The sequence below is a fragment of the Citrobacter sp. Igbk 14 genome, from assembly GCF_028069825.1.
GTDB lineage: Bacteria > Pseudomonadota > Gammaproteobacteria > Enterobacterales > Enterobacteriaceae > Citrobacter.
Map to the genome: position 1 here is coordinate 48,051 of NZ_JANEWM010000001.1, position 16,486 is coordinate 64,536.

At 51.5% G+C, this 16,486-nt stretch carries 14 protein-coding genes; 5 read left to right on the forward strand and 9 right to left on the reverse strand.

Annotation, left to right across the window (positions count from 1 at the left end):
• Window positions 1–257: 257 nt before the first annotated feature.
• Entirely contained in the window at window positions 258–1,169 is a 912-nt protein-coding gene (hypT, locus tag NNN64_RS00215; RefSeq protein WP_061068168.1) for a hypochlorite stress DNA-binding transcriptional regulator HypT, read from the reverse strand.
• A 350-nt stretch (window positions 1,170–1,519) separates the two neighbouring features.
• Here hypT and NNN64_RS00220 point away from each other — a divergent pair, with 350 nt between their 5' ends.
• Window positions 1,520–2,239 (forward strand): aspartate/glutamate racemase family protein, encoded by a 720-nt coding sequence (locus NNN64_RS00220; protein WP_137384075.1) that lies wholly within the window; start codon window positions 1,520–1,522, stop codon window positions 2,237–2,239.
• A 76-nt stretch (window positions 2,240–2,315) separates the two neighbouring features.
• Window positions 2,316–3,614: an anaerobic C4-dicarboxylate transporter gene (locus tag NNN64_RS00225; protein ID WP_271440072.1), complete on the forward strand. Its 1,299-nt coding sequence runs from the start codon at window positions 2,316–2,318 to the stop codon at window positions 3,612–3,614.
• A 68-nt stretch (window positions 3,615–3,682) separates the two neighbouring features.
• On the opposite strand, the gene NNN64_RS00230 is transcribed toward NNN64_RS00225, so the two are convergent.
• From NNN64_RS00230 to fruB, 4 genes are all read right to left on the reverse strand, one after another.
• On the reverse strand, window positions 3,683–3,919 hold the full coding sequence (locus NNN64_RS00230) for a YgdI/YgdR family lipoprotein (RefSeq protein WP_271440073.1): 237 nt from the start codon (window positions 3,917–3,919) through the stop codon (window positions 3,683–3,685).
• Window positions 3,920–4,064: 145 nt separating this feature from the next.
• Window positions 4,065–5,753 (reverse strand): PTS fructose transporter subunit IIBC, encoded by a 1,689-nt coding sequence (gene fruA / locus NNN64_RS00235; RefSeq protein WP_202038261.1) that lies wholly within the window; start codon window positions 5,751–5,753, stop codon window positions 4,065–4,067.
• A 16-nt stretch (window positions 5,754–5,769) separates the two neighbouring features.
• A complete protein-coding gene (gene fruK / locus NNN64_RS00240) occupies window positions 5,770–6,708 on the reverse strand; it encodes a 1-phosphofructokinase (RefSeq protein ID WP_003027446.1) in 939 nt (312 codons plus the stop codon).
• Window positions 6,708–7,838, reverse strand: a complete 1,131-nt coding sequence (gene fruB, locus NNN64_RS00245) for a fused PTS fructose transporter subunit IIA/HPr protein (RefSeq protein WP_271440074.1) — start codon at window positions 7,836–7,838, stop codon at window positions 6,708–6,710. The genes fruK and fruB overlap by 1 nt, the downstream gene beginning before the upstream one ends.
• A 368-nt stretch (window positions 7,839–8,206) precedes the next feature.
• On the opposite strand from fruB, the gene setB reads away from it, so the two are divergent.
• Complete coding sequence (gene setB, locus NNN64_RS00250; protein WP_271440075.1) at window positions 8,207–9,388, forward strand: sugar efflux transporter SetB; 1,182 nt, start codon at window positions 8,207–8,209, stop codon at window positions 9,386–9,388.
• On the opposite strand, the gene NNN64_RS00255 is transcribed toward setB, so the two are convergent.
• Complete coding sequence (locus NNN64_RS00255; protein ID WP_271440076.1) at window positions 9,385–9,639, reverse strand: YkgJ family cysteine cluster protein; 255 nt, start codon at window positions 9,637–9,639, stop codon at window positions 9,385–9,387. The genes setB and NNN64_RS00255 overlap by 4 nt on opposite strands.
• 235 nt (window positions 9,640–9,874) lie before the next feature.
• On the opposite strand from NNN64_RS00255, the gene yeiP reads away from it, so the two are divergent.
• Window positions 9,875–10,447 (forward strand): elongation factor P-like protein YeiP, encoded by a 573-nt coding sequence (gene yeiP / locus NNN64_RS00260; RefSeq protein ID WP_271440077.1) that lies wholly within the window; start codon window positions 9,875–9,877, stop codon window positions 10,445–10,447.
• 55 nt (window positions 10,448–10,502) lie between these two features.
• On the opposite strand, the gene torD is transcribed toward yeiP, so the two are convergent.
• From torD to torC, 3 genes are read right to left on the reverse strand one after another with little or no spacing between them, the layout of a single operon-like run.
• Window positions 10,503–11,135, reverse strand: a complete 633-nt coding sequence (gene torD / locus NNN64_RS00265; RefSeq protein WP_271440078.1) for a molecular chaperone TorD — start codon at window positions 11,133–11,135, stop codon at window positions 10,503–10,505.
• The gene (torA, locus tag NNN64_RS00270; RefSeq protein ID WP_271440079.1) at window positions 11,125–13,623 is read right to left on the reverse strand and encodes a trimethylamine-N-oxide reductase TorA; all 2,499 of its coding nucleotides are present in this window, start codon (window positions 13,621–13,623) and stop codon (window positions 11,125–11,127) included. Before torA ends, torD begins: the two co-directional genes overlap by 11 nt.
• Before the next feature lie 12 nt (window positions 13,624–13,635).
• Window positions 13,636–14,766, reverse strand: coding sequence for a pentaheme c-type cytochrome TorC (gene torC, locus NNN64_RS00275; protein WP_271440080.1), 1,131 nt, complete (start codon window positions 14,764–14,766; stop codon window positions 13,636–13,638).
• 167 nt (window positions 14,767–14,933) lie between these two features.
• On the opposite strand from torC, the gene pdxR reads away from it, so the two are divergent.
• Window positions 14,934–16,415, forward strand: coding sequence for a MocR-like pyridoxine biosynthesis transcription factor PdxR (gene pdxR, locus NNN64_RS00280; protein WP_271440081.1), 1,482 nt, complete (start codon window positions 14,934–14,936; stop codon window positions 16,413–16,415).
• Window positions 16,416–16,486 lie beyond the last annotated feature (71 nt).

The window sequence follows — 16,486 nt, forward strand, 5'->3', positions numbered from 1 at the left end:
GAAATAACCCTTACCACCAAAATGATTATTAGAGCACATGTTCACTATCAAACACGTGTTCATGTTAGCCAGGTTTTTTGTAAAGTAAATCCATCCGCAAGATCTAAAATAAATAGATATGAACAGAGTCACAATTTTTTATAGATACAGTTTGCAAGGGCGCGAAAAAATGAGAGGTAGAACGCAAATTGAGCAAGCCAGAAAAAAACCTCCGGATAACCGGAGGTTTTTCAGATGCGCCAGGCGGACTGCGTGCATTAACTGAGCGAAACCAGATCCTCCGGCATGTGGTTGTACAAAATCCGCCAGAAGTGCTCAGCCGTTTTATTCAGGCGGGTGTCCATCCGGTAAATATAGGCCTGAATAGGCACCATCAGTTCCGGCGTCTGCAGACAAACCAGCCGCTTGTCGCGCAGTTCGTTTACGATAGTCCACGCCGGTAGCCAGGCGATACCATGCCCATCTAATGCCATATTTTTCAATAACTCACTCATCGAAGACATAAACAGAGTACGAGCAGAAATGCCCCCCACTTCCGCCAGATGACGGTTTACCAATCTTCCCATGTAGGATGTGCTGGTATAGTTCAGAATCGGCACCTGCGGCTGATAGATATCAAACAACGCCTTCCCCTGCGCGTCAGCCGCACAGACGGGATACAGCTCAGACTCAAAAACCTTCAAACCGCAGAAAGGTGACTGCATTAAATCTTCATCCCGAAAGGAGATAATAAAATCACTTTTCCCTTCACGCAGGGTATTCACCGCTTGCACCACATCAATCGCCTCGACGTGATAAACAAACTCTTCCCCCCAGGCCGCCATTGAGTGCACTAAGCGGGGCAACATAGTCAGCGACAGAGAATGTGCCGCCGCTATTTTGATATTGGGTACCCCAAGCAGGTTGTGCCCACTTAGCTCATCCAGATTGCATTCCAGCTGTTGCAGCAGACTACGGGTTTGCGAATGGAATAACTTACCCTCCTCCGTGAGTTGCAGTGGGCTCGTCGTGCGATCAAAAAGCTGTACCCCCACGGCTGATTCGAGCGCCTTGATCCGCCTGCTAAATGCCGGTTGGGATATATTGCGTTCCTCGGCCGCCTGGGAAAAATGACGACACGCCTCCAGCGTCAGGAAATCATATAACCATTTTGTCTCAATATTTTTCATGCCTGTCACGCGGATGTTTAAATATGCCAATTGGCTTTAAGCATTATGCCTGAATATTTCCAGAGATGAAATTCATCATCGCCACCTGGTGATTCGTTTTTTGCATCAAGCCTTCGTTTTCAACATTACCATGCCTCCCTCCCCCTCGGCCACGACCGCTCGCCTGCCGCGTATTGTCGGACCTCAGGCTGAATATCGCCCTGCTGAGGTGACAAACGAAACCACATCCATGCTTTTATTGCATCGAACAAAACATCATTGCATTTCTCCTCACTCCTCACTGCTGTTAAACATTAGGGCAAGATAAACACAGCCTGAATATTAATCATCGGTGAATTGAGGTATATATCGTGAAAGGTTTAATTGGCGTACTTGGTGGTATGGGACCAGCGGCAACCGTCGATCTCTTTAATAAATTCGTCACCTTTACCGCGGCACAACGTGACCAGGAACATATCCCATTAATTATTTCATCTATTCCTGACATTCCTGACCGAACTGACGCATTAATGCATCATGGTAATTCCCCACTCCCGGCAATGCGTGATTATATGCATAAACTCGAAGATGCTGGCGCGGAGTGTATTGTGATCCCCTGTAATACCGCCCACTTTTGGTTTAATGAATTAAAAGAGTGCTGTCACACAGAGTTGCTCAGTATCGTTGAAACGACCATCAACGAGGTCAAGAACTGTGGAAAATCACGTATTGGACTGCTCGCCACCAACGCCACGTTATACATGGGTCTCTATCAGAAAGGCATTGAATCGCTTGGGCTAACCTGCATCAGTCCTGACTCGGCCAGTCAGGAAAAAGTGATGGAAAGCATCTATTGCTTAAAAGCCGGTGATGCTAAGCGTGCACAAATGCTGATGAATGAACAGGCTCAAGCACTCTTTTCTCGTGGCGCACAAGTTATCGTCCTGGGATGTACGGAAGTCCCCGTCATCCTTGCTGAGGCTGTCAAAACATCACCTGAAAAATATATTGATTCAACCGGTTCGTTGGTTCGCGCCGGTATTAAATGGTACGAGAAACGCGTTGGTAAAAATCACCTTTTGGTGCAATGAAAATCTATACCTGGCTAATTGTTGCATTAAATAAACACCCATTTTAATAACCAATTATTCTCTGGCGGAGGCCATCATGATTTGGCTGGAAATTATCGTAGTGTTAGGGGCAATATTCTTTGGCATCCGCCTTGGCGGAATTGGTATCGGTTTATGTGGCGGGCTGGGGCTGGCTATATTAACGCTGGGATTTGGGCTGCAAATTGGTTCGCCGCCCGTGGACGTTATTCTTATTATTATGACGGTTGTCGTGGCAGCATCGGCGCTACAGGCCGCCGGAGGTATGGATTATCTGGTACGTGTTGCCGGGAACTTTATGCGGCGTAACCCTAAATATATCAATATTATTGCGCCTATTATTACCTGGTCGATGACCATTATGGCGGGGACCGGATTTATTGTCTTTTCTACCCTGCCGGTGATTGCCGAAGTTGCGAAAGAGTCGGGTATCCGCCCCTCACGCACACTCGCAGGGTCCGTCGTCGCCTCTCAGGTGGCAATATCCGGCTCACCGATCAGTGCTGCAATGGCTGCAATGCTGACCATCATGGAAGGAAACGGCGTCAGCTTTATACAGGTCATGGCGGTATGCCTGCCCGCCTCGTTCGTTGCCGCCATGGTGGCCGCATTCATCGCTTCACGCCAGGGGTGCGAGCTACAGGATGACGAAGTGTATCTGCAACGCCTGCAAAAAGGTCTGGTCCGTAAATATGAAAGCCAGAGTAGTACGACGCCGGGTGCCGTGCTTTCCGTCGCTCTGTTTATGCTGGCAACCATCGTCATCGTCATCCTTGCTGCCTGCCCTCAGCTACGTCCGGGATTCGACGTCGGTAGTCCGATGAATACGCGGGATATCATTATTATCTGCATGTTATCTGCCGCTTGCCTGATGGTCGTGTTATGCAAAACATCTACAGATGCCATTGTACTGACATCCACTTTTCGAGCAGGGATGAGTTCACTGGCCGTCATTCTCGGCATAGTTACACTGGGAACCACATTCATTGACGCGCACTTAGCGGAAATTAAAGACATCGCGGGTAATATTCTACAGGCCTACCCGATGCTGTTGGCTCTGGTACTGTTTGGGACCTGCGCGCTGCTCTATTCGCAGGGAGCCACCACGCCGCTGATTATCCCGCTTGCCGTCGCGCTCGGCGTACCCACCTGGGCCATTCTGGCTTCCTATGTGGCAGTGACTGGTGTGTTTGTTCTCCCCACATACCCCACTTCACTGGCGGCAATGGAGTTCGACACCACCGGGACAACACGCGTGGGCAAGTACGTCTTAAACCATCCGTTTATGTTACCAGGACTTGGTGGGATCATCGCGGGCGTTGCCTTTGGTTTTATCATCGCGCCAATGATTGCCTGACCCGTTTTATTCTGGGGGGCCGAAAGCGATATCGCCCCCTGAATGCTTCGCGACTTACCTGACCGGGTTCACCATAGCAATACCGTCTTACCTTTATCTATTTGCTTCACCTCGCTGCTTTTAATCACGCGGTGATAGCCATAGGTGTCAGCATATTTTGTCAATCCTGTCCCGGAATCCTGCTCAGGTTTTCCTTGCGTCTCTATCGTTGTCCCTGATGTTGTTGTCATCACATAGGTGGTTGAGCACCCTGTAAGCAACAGCGTAGCGAGTGACAGAGAGGCAAAAATGTGCGTTTTTTTCATATTCGATTTCCGTGATGAGTTTGATTTAAGGGCACTTTATCGAATTTGGTTAAGGCAGGATGGATTATTGTGGCGGTGCCGCAACTGTCGGGATCAAAGAATAAAAAAGGGCAGAGAAATCTCTGCCCTGGGAAGTAAAGAAGGGTTAGGCTACTTTCGCAACGGCGTCCACTTCCGGGCGCTTCAGCACCGCGTAGGAGAGACCTGCCACCAGCGTACCAGCAACAATCGCCAGCAGGTAACCAAGTACAGGGGTAATGGCACCAGGGATCAGCAGTACAAACAGTCCGCCGTGTGGCGCCATCAACTTCGCCCCCACAGCCATTGAGATTGCTCCCGTCACCGCGCCACCGACAATACAGCATGGCAGAACACGCATCGGATCGCGTGCCGCGAACGGAATTGCCCCTTCGGTGATAAAGCACAAACCCAGAACCAGTGCCGCTTTGCCACCTTCTTGTTGTGCTTTGTCGAACTTACGACGCGCAACCAGCGTTGCCAGACCCAGAGCCAACGGTGGCACCATACCTGCCGCCATAATGGCTGCCATCGGTGCATAAGTTTGCGTACTCAGCAGACCCACCCCAAAAGCGTAGGCCGCTTTGTTCACTGGACCGCCCATGTCGGTACACATCATGCCACCAAGAATCGCGCCAAGCAGAACCGCATTCGCCGTCCCCATGGTTTGCAGCCAGTGAGTCAGGCCTTCCAGAATGCCCGCAACCGGTTTACCAATCAGGTAAATCATTGCCAGACCAACGACCAGGCTCGAAAGCAGCGGAATAATCAGAATCGGTTTCAGCGCTTCCATACTCTGTGGAAGTTTCAACTTCGTGCTGATGAGCTTCGCCACATAACCGGCAAGGAAACCGGCGATAATCCCACCGATAAAGCCAGAACCGGTGCTTACCGCCAGCATACCGCCGATAAGACCCGGCGTCAGACCGGGACGGTCAGCGATAGAAAATGCAATGTAACCTGCCAGAACGGGCACCATCAGTGCGAAGGCTGAGCCCCCACCAATCTGCATCAGTGCTGCTGCCAGCGTACCTTGCTCTTTGAATGCTTCAATACCAAAAGCGAATGACAGCGCAATACACAGACCACCCGCAACCACCATCGGCAGCATGTAAGACACACCGGTCAGCAGGTGACGATACGCGCCCGCACCCTCTTTTTTTCCTTCGGTGGCCGCAGTCTGATTCTTCCCGGCAGGCTGGTACGGGGTCGCTTCGTCCAGCGCTTTATCCAGTTCCTGCTTCGTTTTCTTCAGCGCCAGACCCGTAGACGTGCGATACATCGGTTTTCCAGCAAACTTCGCCAGATCAACCTCAATATCAGCCGCCACAATCACCAGATCAGCCTCGGCAACCTCTTCCGGCGTAATGGCATTACCTGCCCCTACAGAGCCACGGGTTTCCACCTTCACCCACCAGCCGCGTTTTTTCGCTTCGGTTTCAATGGCTTCAGCAGCCATAAACGTATGTGCGACACCTGTTGGACAAGCTGTCACTGCCACCACACGTTTTGGACCATTGCTTGCCACTGGCGTGGCCACAACCGGCGCGGTATATGGCTGCGCATGGCCTTTTGCTTCACTGAGAAAAAGCTCGGGATGCGCAACCGCACGACCGATGTCACCCAACCAGACCTTTTTGCCGTTCAGCGAATTGTCGACAGGCAGCTTATCGCCCAGGACAATCGCCAGCTCTGCATCATTTGGATTATCGATGATCTCCAGATGCGCTTTCTGTGCCGCCGCTCCAAGCAGGGTTTTCGCCATATAGGCGCGAGCCTGGCCGAGATTAGCGTCAATAATCAGCAGCGTTTTCATTATGCCTCTCCTGCTGTCAGTTAAACGGTTTTAAGTCGACACGCGCCATCATTGCGGCCAACTGAGGACGATCGGTAATGCCAACATTACTTTGGCTTACCGCCAGGGCGGCAACTGCCGTCGCCAGACGCAGGGTATGTTCGCTGGATTCACGCATCAGCAAGCCATAAATCAGACCGCCAACCATCGAATCACCCGCACCTACAGTGCTGACCACCTCAACAGACGGTGGCTTAGCAATCCATTCACCCGAAGCGTTGACCCACAACGCGCCTTCCGCACCGAGTGAAATCACCACGTGCGCAATGCCTTGCTCACGCAGAGCATGTGCCGCATCGATAACATCTTTCATTTCTGGCAGCTTACGGCCAGCCCAGATTTCCAGTTCACGACGGTTTGGTTTCACCAGCCACGGAGCTGCCTTCAGGCCGGCGACCAGCGCTTCACGACTACTATCAAAGATAATGCATGGGCACTGACTGCGCAGGCGCGTCATCCAGTCAGTGAATGCTTCAGGGCTCACGCCGGTCGGCAAGCTGCCGCTAACGCACACCATGTCGAATTGCCCCAGCCAGCTCAGTGAGTCATTCACAAAGCGTTCCCAGTCAGCCGGCGTGACTTCAAAGCCGGAAAAATTGAAGTCAGAAACTTCACCATCTTTTTCAGTCAGCTTGACATTAATACGGGTACGCCCCTGCACCACCTGAAAACGGTTAGCGATGCCCAGTTCACTGAACAACTGCTGAAAACCATCCTGGTTGTCCTTACCCAGAAAGCCGCCGACCGTCACGTCAATCCCCAGGTCCTTAAGCACTTTTGCGACGTTAATCCCTTTGCCTGCGGCATGCAGACCGGTCGTTTTCACCAGATTGACTTCACCGCGTTCAATTTCCGGGCAAAAACCGACCAGATCGTAAGCCGGGTTCAGGGTGATAGTTGCAACACGTCTGCTCATTATGCGCCCTCCCCAAGACCTGCCGCGATGGCATCACCAATGGCTTTCAGCGCCTGTTCAGCATCTTCACCCTGTGCGGTAAAGCGCAGGTGGTGTCCTTTTTTCACGCCCAATGCCACCACTTTCATCAAACTGCGTCCATTTGCCGGTTTTCCGGTTCCATCAAGATTCGTCACGGTTATTTCACTATTAAATTGTTTAATCGTATTCACCAGCATGGTGCCCGGACGGGCGTGTAAACCATGCTCATTACGCACTACAAACTCGGCACTCAGTACATCATCAGTTAATGCATCATCACTGGTCAGCAGCGCCAACACCGTCGCAGCATCCGCCTTCAGCAAACGGTCAGCTTTATTGCTCAGCAACAGATCGCCAAGACGCTTCAGCACCGCAACGGGCTGGTCATCATTCATCGCGACAGTAACCAGCAGCGCAGCAGCTTCTCCCTGCACGTCAAATGCGCTTGCCGCACGACTGACCGCGACGGCGCTGCGCACATTGCCTTCAGCACAATCATTCAGCCAGATGCCCTGACCAAGATTCATTGGTTGCTCGTTAATCGCTCTGACCACAAAGGTGGCATCTACTGCACCGGCTTCTTTCAGACGTGCGGCGTTCAGCGCCTGCAGCGTCACCAGTGAATTGGCGACGACGTCCAACGACAGCGTTTCGTTATCAAGCTTCAGCTGCTCGCTCTGCTTTTCGCCCATCAGCAATGCACGCAACTCTTCTGCCGTGGTGGCGGATTTCAACTGTTCCGCAACCGAGTCATCACTCAATACATGAGTCAGCTGACGCAGCAGCCCAAGGTGTTCATCTGAGCTGGCTGCAATGCCGATTGCCACATACGCAACCTGACCTTCGCCCCACGTCACCCCCTGCGGAAACTGAAACACCTGAACCCCGGTTTTCAGCACCTGATCGCGTGTGTCTGTCGTACCGTGAGGAATGGCAATACCATTGCCGAGAAACGTCGATGTTTGTTGTTCGCGCGCCAGCATGCCATTGACATAGCCGTCTGCAACATTGCCCGCTTGCACCAGGGCTGCGGCAACCTGGCGAATAGCCTCTTCTTTGTTCCCGGCCTGTTCGCCCGGGTGAATATCCTGAACAGATAACTGGAACATGATTCTCCTCTCCTGCTGAATTGAAACGATTCAGCTAATATGAGAAAAAAGGCGCCACCCGACTCCATCAGTTAAGGCAAGATGACGCTGAAACGTTTCAAGGAGTCTGGATCTTTCTGCTTCAGCACGCAAGTAAAGTTAACAATTAACTTGCTGAATTTAGATATACCGCACATTTTCTCAGCGTTTCTTTGAAACAAGCTGACGCAAAAACGTGTTCAGCTACTCAACTTCAGCATCGTCAGCATGTGGACATCTCAGACTGAAATGACATTTTGATTTTCCATAGCGATTTTGATTTCGTGCCCTGTTTATTTTCTGGCGAGCAGCGTAAACTCCGCCTCTCTTCACTTCACTGATAGCTAAACATGCATAACACCCCCGTAGCCGCCACACCCAAGGCGTTTGATTTAACGTCTTCGGCGTTCCTGCTTGTCGCTTTTCTCACGGGTATCGCCGGGGCATTACAGACACCTACGCTAAGTCTTTTTCTGACCGATGAAGTCCATGCTCGTCCGGGAATGGTGGGCTTCTTTTTTACCGGTAGCGCCGTCATCGGCATTTTGGTAAGTCAGTTTCTGGCCGGACGCTCTGACAAAAAAGGCGATCGTAAAAACCTGATCGTTTTTTGCTGTGTACTGGGCATGCTGGCCTGCGTGCTGTTTGCCTGGAACCGAAACTATTTTATTTTGCTGTTTGTCGGTGTATTCCTCAGTAGCTTTGGCTCCACCGCCAACCCGCAAATGTTTGCTCTCGCCCGTGAACATGCCGATCGCACTGGCCGGGAAGCCGTCATGTTCAGCTCTATTTTACGTGCTCAGGTTTCACTGGCCTGGGTGATCGGCCCACCGTTGGCTTACGCGCTGGCCATGGGGTTCAGCTTTACGGTGATGTATCTCAGCGCCGCGGTGGCATTTGTTGTCTGCGGCGTGATGGTTTGGTTTTTCTTACCGTCAATGAACAAAAGCGTACCTCTCGCGACAGGTGCGGTTGAGGCTCCACGCCGTAATCGTCGTGATACGCTGCTGCTTTTTGCTATCTGTACATTAATGTGGGGCACCAACAGCCTCTATATCATTAATATGCCGCTGTTTATCATCAATGAACTGCATCTGCCGGAAAAACTCGCCGGTATCATGATGGGTACCGCCGCAGGGTTGGAAATCCCAACCATGCTGATTGCCGGATATTTTGCGAAACGTCTGGGCAAACGTCTGTTGATGAGAATTGCCGCCATCGCCGGGTTCTTTTTTTATGCGGGCATGCTGTTGGCACATTCACCGGCGGTTTTGCTCGGCTTACAGTTGCTGAACGCGATTTACATCGGCATCCTCGGCGGAATTGGCATGCTTTATTTTCAGGATTTGATGCCGGGACAGGCGGGATCAGCCACAACGTTGTACACCAATACCATCCGCGTAGGCTGGATTATTGCCGGGTCGTTGGCAGGTATTGCTGCAGAAATCTGGAATTATCATGCCGTATTCTGGTTTGCGCTGGTGATGATCGTCGCGACGGTTGTGTGCCTGGTGCGTATCAAAGACGTTTAAGGTGCAGTCAACGCTTCAAGCTCAATAAGGTACAGCATGGCCTGGTGTGTCGTTTTACCGCACATTTCCGCACAGGGTTGCAAACCGGCACACACTTTTGGGCGCAACGGAGACGCAAAAATCTTACAGCGCAGGGATTCATCTAGCTGAACGCATGGCGTATTGGCGGGCTTGCCATCAGGCATGCCAGGGATAGGGCTGGAGATAGAAGGCGCAGTGCAACATGCGCCACAATCCGGACGGCATTCCATACAGTATTCTCTTTAGGGTAAACCATCGGATTGTTCAGGTAGCGAACAGTATACACAAATTCATTCGGCGTACCTCAAGATGGCATGCACACAGCCAACAACGAGGTAACCAGAAGGACGGAGTGTATACCACCTTTTTTGCACCAGCAAAAGTGTGAATTCCGCTTGCCTGAATGCCCCGGCGCGAGTAGTTTGACGCGATATTTTAGACACTCCTCACTACAGGATTTTTTCGATGCCAAGAGCGAACGAAATTAAAAAAGGTATGGTACTGAATTACAACGGCAAGCTGCTGATTGTAAAAGATATCGATATTCAATCACCGTCCGCACGTGGTGCAGCTACGCTGTACAAAATGCGTTTTTCTGATGTCCGTACTGGTCTGAAAGTTGAAGAGCGCTTCAAAGGCGACGATATCGTGGATACCGTCACCCTGAGCCGCCGCGGGGTTGATTTCTCCTACGTCGATGGCAACGAATATGTCTTTATGGATAAAGAAGACTATACCCCGTATACCTTTACCAAAGACCAGATTGAAGAAGAGCTGCTGTTCATCCCGGAAGGCGGGATGCCGGACATGCAGGTACTGACCTGGGACGGCCAATTACTGGCGCTTGAACTGCCGCAGACCGTAGATCTGGAAATCGTTGAAACCGCACCGGGTATTAAAGGTGCTTCAGCGAGTGCGCGCAACAAGCCAGCAACCCTGAGCACCGGCCTGGTGATCCAGGTTCCTGAGTATCTGAGTGCAGGTGAGAAAATCCGTATTCATATCGAAGAACGCCGCTATATGGGTCGCGCAGACTAATACCTCTGCCGCCCATTGACGATCAGGGACAGCACAGGCTGTCCCTTTGTCATTTTCAGCGTTGGCTACTGAGATAAAAATCATCCATCAACAGTGATTCCAGATACTGCTCATCTTCCCGTATAAAACCCACAATTACGCTAACCGCCCGCGCATAAAACCCTTCCTCATCACGCTGCTGGCAGCTATCACGAAACAAGGGAACCCAACACATAATGTGATGGTGTAAAAAGTAATATTGTGCAGATAGCGTTTCCTCTTTGGTCACCATCCTCGCCATCAATGCCAGCTGTATAGCGATATGATCGGAAGGCTCATTTTCCTGCGCAGCCAGTCCGTGTTCAACCAACAGTACATTCATTTGTCGACGTTCTTCAGCCGCCGTTGTATGGGGATAATGTCCCGCATACGGGGAAACACCACCAGGCGGTGCCAGCAGAAATAACGTTGCAAAATCTGCGGCCAGCTCCAGTTGTCGGCTTTCACGACGCAGAACCTGCGTCAGGCTACGTTCCAGTTTTTTAACATCCAGCGAAAGCCCGGGGATACCCGCCAGCGACGCAAGCCACTGTCGGGTATCCTCGCTTTCAAGACGAGCGAGTTGTTTCTGGTCCAGCTCACGAAACAGCAATTGTGAAAACCACTGATAGACCGCAGCGCGTTGCTGACAAATAAGGTTATGCTGCATTTCCCCCCTCCTCTTTCACTATCTCCGGCCCACCAAATCCCGTGACCGGTGGAACGTGTTGCTGATAGCGCTCAACATCCACCAGCACAGTATGCGCTGAAGGCCCTTGCGCCAGTTGAGACGTACCAATATCTGCGCTCAGGACATTTGGATCGCCATAGGTACATAGCGTCCCGGCTTTCCCACCTTCCAGTGGGGAATACCATGCCCCTTCATGAATGCGGATCACGCCGGGGGTAAAATCAGGGCTAATCACCACCCCCGCCAGCACCTGACCGCGCGCATTAAAGACCCGTGCAATATCCCCGGCTTTTAAACCCCGCGCGGCAGCATCTTGCTCGCTGATGTAAAGCGGTTCTCTTCCCGCTACCGCATACGTGCTGCGAAACGCATCACTTGAGCACAACTGGGAGTGCAGGCGTTTATCCGGGTGACAGGATTGCAGGTGCAGTGGATATTTGTCTTTCCTGCCCTGATGACTACGTTCAAACGGCTCCATCCACACCGGATGCCCAGGGCAATCGTCATACTGAAAACCGGCGATCGTTTTGCTGTAAATTTCAATCAGACCTGATGGTGTACCCAGAGGATTAAGATCGGGCTGATCGCGAAATTCGCCATGACGAACCCACGGTTGTCCCGCAGGATATTCAACATACCCTTCACCTTTCCAGAACGTGTCAAAGTCTGGCAACGTGACACCGAGCGAGGCACCCATTTTGACGCCTTCGTCATAGAGCGCTTGTACCCACTGCATTTCATCGCGGTTTTCCCGGTATACCGTCTCCTTGTCAAAACGTTTACAGAGTCCGGCAAACACGTCGAAATCATGCCGCGCTTCATATTGCGGTTTGACGACCTGATGCAGCGCCATCAGTCCCTTATTCGAGTGAGTGCCAAACTGCTCAATATCATTGCGTTCAAAGCGTGTAGTAACAGGCAGGACAATATCGGCAAAACGACAGGATGCGGTCCATTGGTGATCTAACACCACCACGGTCTCCAGTTTCTTCCACGCCTCGATCATTCGGTTGCGATCCTGCTGGGCGTGGAACGGGTTAGCCGCGCTGAAGATCGCCATTTTAATGTCAGGGTAGATTAACGTCTCACCGTTAAAGGCGATCTTTTTGCCCGGTTCCAGCAGGCAATCAACAATACGTGAGGTAGGGATATGCTCAGATACACCGCGAAAATCCGGTTTATACTTCGCTTCTGGCGGATTGTTAATGCTCCCCAGACCAGAAAGTACCGGTCCGGCTGACGTCACCGTCCCTCCGCCGTTATAGTGCCAGCCGAACCCCACACCGCCGCCCGGTAACCCAATTTGACCGACCATACTGGCCAGCACCACCAGCATCCAGGGATACTGTTCGCCGTGGTGCATACGCTGTACGCACCAGCCGCCCATAAACTGCGTCCGGCCTTTCACCAACAGCCGGGCAAAATCACGGATCTGATCCGCCGTCAGTCCACAGATTTCCGCAGCCCACTCGGCGTTTTTCGGTTGCTTGTCTGTTTCTCCCATCAGGTAGGGTAAAAACTGCTCGAAGCCGACGGTGTAGTCGTTAATGAATGCCGTGTCGTACAGTTTTTCTTCATACAGGGTATGTGCAAGTGCCAGCAGTAACGCAACATCGGTTTGTGGTCGTAACGCCAGCTGTTCACACCCCAGAAAATTTTGTGATTTGCTCCGCACCGGATCAACGCTGATGACGCGCATTTTGCCCTGGGCGACGGCCTCTTTGATCTGCTGCCAGTAGCCAAACGCGTCGTGATCGGGAACCAAAAATTCAATCTGCAAATTCTTAATGGGATCACAGCCCCACAGTACGATGGTATTGCTGTTCTCGATAACCAGCGGCAGCGAGGTTTGCTGTTCATAGACTTCAAGCGAACCAATTACATGCGGCAAGATAACCTGCGCTGCAGCCGCTGAGTAGTCGCCTACGGTCGTCACATAGCTACCATGCAAACCGAGCCCTCTGTCCATTGCACCGCCAGCCTTGTGGTATTTGCCCACCATTTGCCAATCCGCCAGCCCGGTAAAGACGCCGGATGAACCGTAGGTTTTTTGCACCCGCTCAAGCTCTTCATAAAACAGGTCCAGCGCCTGATCCCAGCTAACCCGCACAAAACGATTATCTCCCCGCTGGCTACGATCCGACTTCTCACGCTTGCGTAACCAGTCCAGTCGAACCATCGGATAGCGAACCCGTGAAGGATTGTAGACGATTTCACGGACCGCATTGAGCATATCGCACGGGTGTTTGTCATGTTTGAACGGTCGCGTTTCCGTCCACTCGCCGTTAACCACTTTGGCTTCAAAAGCACCATAATGTGAGCCGGATTGGATCCATTGTTCGGGGTTTTCCCCCGCCGCCCATACTTTTGATATCAGCGGATTAGGCGCCAGCGCACTGGCTGCGCCAACCGCCAGCATTCCGGTCAGAAAACGACGGCGTGACGGATTAAAGTCATGAATATCCATATCTTATCCTTATTATTTGTTGGGTTCAGACACATCACTGGCGTGGGTCTGGAGGTATTTCAACAACGTACGTTCTTCCACCGGATTGAGTCGATAATACGTCGACATCGCTTTCAGTCCGGCAATCCAGCCATTGGCGGTGTATCGGGTAGCTGGCGGCGTGCTGTGACAGGCGCTACACGTCGATTGCAGCATCTGATCCGAGTACTCCCACACCGGAGTAATGCTATCGATGAGTCCCTGCGCGGAGGTCCATGCGGTCACACTCACCTGCTGCCATTCCTGATGCGAACCAGGGTCAGTCTGGGTTTGCAGGACTTTCACGTTTTCCATCAGTGAAGCATCAAGGACTGCGGAGAATACGCGTTTGCCCATATACTGGGTGATCACCCGCCCACGCCCCTTGCTTTCACGCCAGCCCGTCACTTCCAACTGGACGTTGTTCCCCTCTTTTTGCAGCACCTTGACCTGGGTTGCCGGAAATAACAGCGCTTTCCCTGCTGGTGCCCCCGCCGTAGCTGTTAGTGTTTTTTCGCTTAACGAAAACAGCGTCGTCGCAGTTGATAGTTTTTCTCCCTGCTGTTGTAGCTGCTTGTAGCGATCGCGAAAGCCACTGCTCATGTCCGGTTTGTGGTGCGCGATCCCTTTGTGGCAGTCAATGCAGTTGCTGTCCTTCGCCGCTGCCGCCGTCATCTGCGCCGCGGCATTGGCGGATTGTTTTCCATGATCCATCGCTTCATAGCTGTGACACGATTTACAGGCTGCCGAATTGTTGGCGCTCATCCGCGCCCACTCTCGCTGGGCGAGCTCAGCCCGTTTGGCATTGAACTTTTCCGGGGTATCAATCGAAGGTGAGATAAAGGTGTGGTAGAGATCGTTTAAGGCTTCGGTTTTACGCACAAGCGTCGGGACCACTCCCGGGGGAATGTGGCAATCCTTACATTCCGCTCGCACACCAGAGGCATTACGAAAATGCACACTGGTTTTATACTCCTCTCCTGATGTGCGCATCGAGTGGCACGATAAACAAAACTCCGTAGTGCTGGTGTAATGGACTCCTTGCCATGTTCCCCAAATTACAATGGCCATTACGACTGCGCCACCTAACGCACACCAAAGCGCGTTCTTTTTTATCCACGACATACCTGCCTCCATTTTTTTAATAGCATCACGCTAAGGGATATTAAAAAGCAAAAATAGAGACAGCGATTTCAGATTATAGGAACAGCCTTAACTCTATGAGGCGTGTCAAAATAGCAATATGCTGAAACGTGTAATATGGCGTTATTGTTTAAACAAGGAATTTCCTCATGCTGACACTGTCTCTCAATAGGGAAAGTCGCACCCCGCTACAATTGCAGATCTTTCAATTTTACTTTCAGGCAATTCAGCAAGGCGATTTGCTTTGCGGGGATAAACTGCCCTCTATCCGCGAGCAGGCGCAGACGCTAAACGTGGCCAAAATCACGGTGGTGATGGCGTATGAAAAACTGATGGCGGCCGGTTTTATTAAGAGCAGGCAGGGTATCGGCTATGAAGTCACATTTACGGCACCTATGCGTAGTCCCCCGGTACACGTGCCATCTGCGGAAGGCTCACCGCCGATAAAGCCGAAGCCTGCCGGTGTTTCTACCGATGTTTACGCTGAAATGGGGCGTGAGTGCTATTGCCGGATGGGTGTCCCTGACCCCAATGCGTTTCCCTGGTCAAGCTGGCGTAAATGGAATAATGCCCCCAGCGTACTTAAAGAGCAGCTACTGACCCGATATCATTCACCAAACGGATTATTTTCATTACGTGAGCAAATTGTCAGATACCTTAATTTATCCCGCGGCATTAATACCAGTGCACAAAACATCATCATTACTGATGGAATTCAGGAAGGGTTATCACTGCTCAGTCAAATATTTATTATTCATCATACACTAAGCCAGAATAAAAAATGTCACGTGGTCGCCGAATCACCTTGTTATTCTGGCGCATGGCATCTGTTTAATTATTATGGTGCCGATATTACGTCTATTGCCGTGGATAATCACGGGCTGTGCACCGATAATTTACCCGAGGTTGAAACCCAGCTTTGTTATGTGACACCCGCTCATCAGTATCCAATGGGCAGTGTTCTGTCACTTGAACGACGTAAGTCATTACTCACGTGGGCACAGCGAGTGGGCGCCTGGATTATTGAAGACGATTACGACGCCGTATTTACGTATGGTGAGAATCCCCTTCCGGCACTGAAAGCCATGGATTACCACAACCGGGTTATCTACATGGGGACCTTCTCAAAAACGCTGGGACCGGGGGCACGTCTCGGTTACCTCGTTTGCCCTGATGAACTGCTGCCCGCCGTTCAAAATATGAAAGCGCTGAACAACAATGGTAGCCAGTGGTTATTGCAGCAGTTTTTAGCCGAGTTAATGCAAAACCAGGTGTTTTATACTCATCTCGGCAAGCTAGCCAGCAACTACGCAGCACGCCTCGCATTACTGCGTGATGGCTTATCAGCCCTGTTCCCTGAAGGAAAGATCGATGGTGCCTCGGCAGGGTTACATCTCTCATTACGCATTAACTGGTCGCCTGACGTCATCGCAAAACTACGCCAACGCTGCCTGCAGGCAGGGGTACGCTTTGATACATTACAGGAAATTGAAAACGGTTCAGAAACAGCCTGGAGGCAAAAAAATTCCGATGCGGTGATGTTCTTTGGTTTTGGCGGGTTGCAGGTGCCGCACCTCAGAAAGGTATTAAATGTACTGGAGCAGGAGATGTGTGCGTTATTACAGCAATAACAACGCACCTGAGTATTGCCGGGGGGCGGTACAAGCGCCATCCGGCAATTTATGGTCTCGTGTTGAACGAA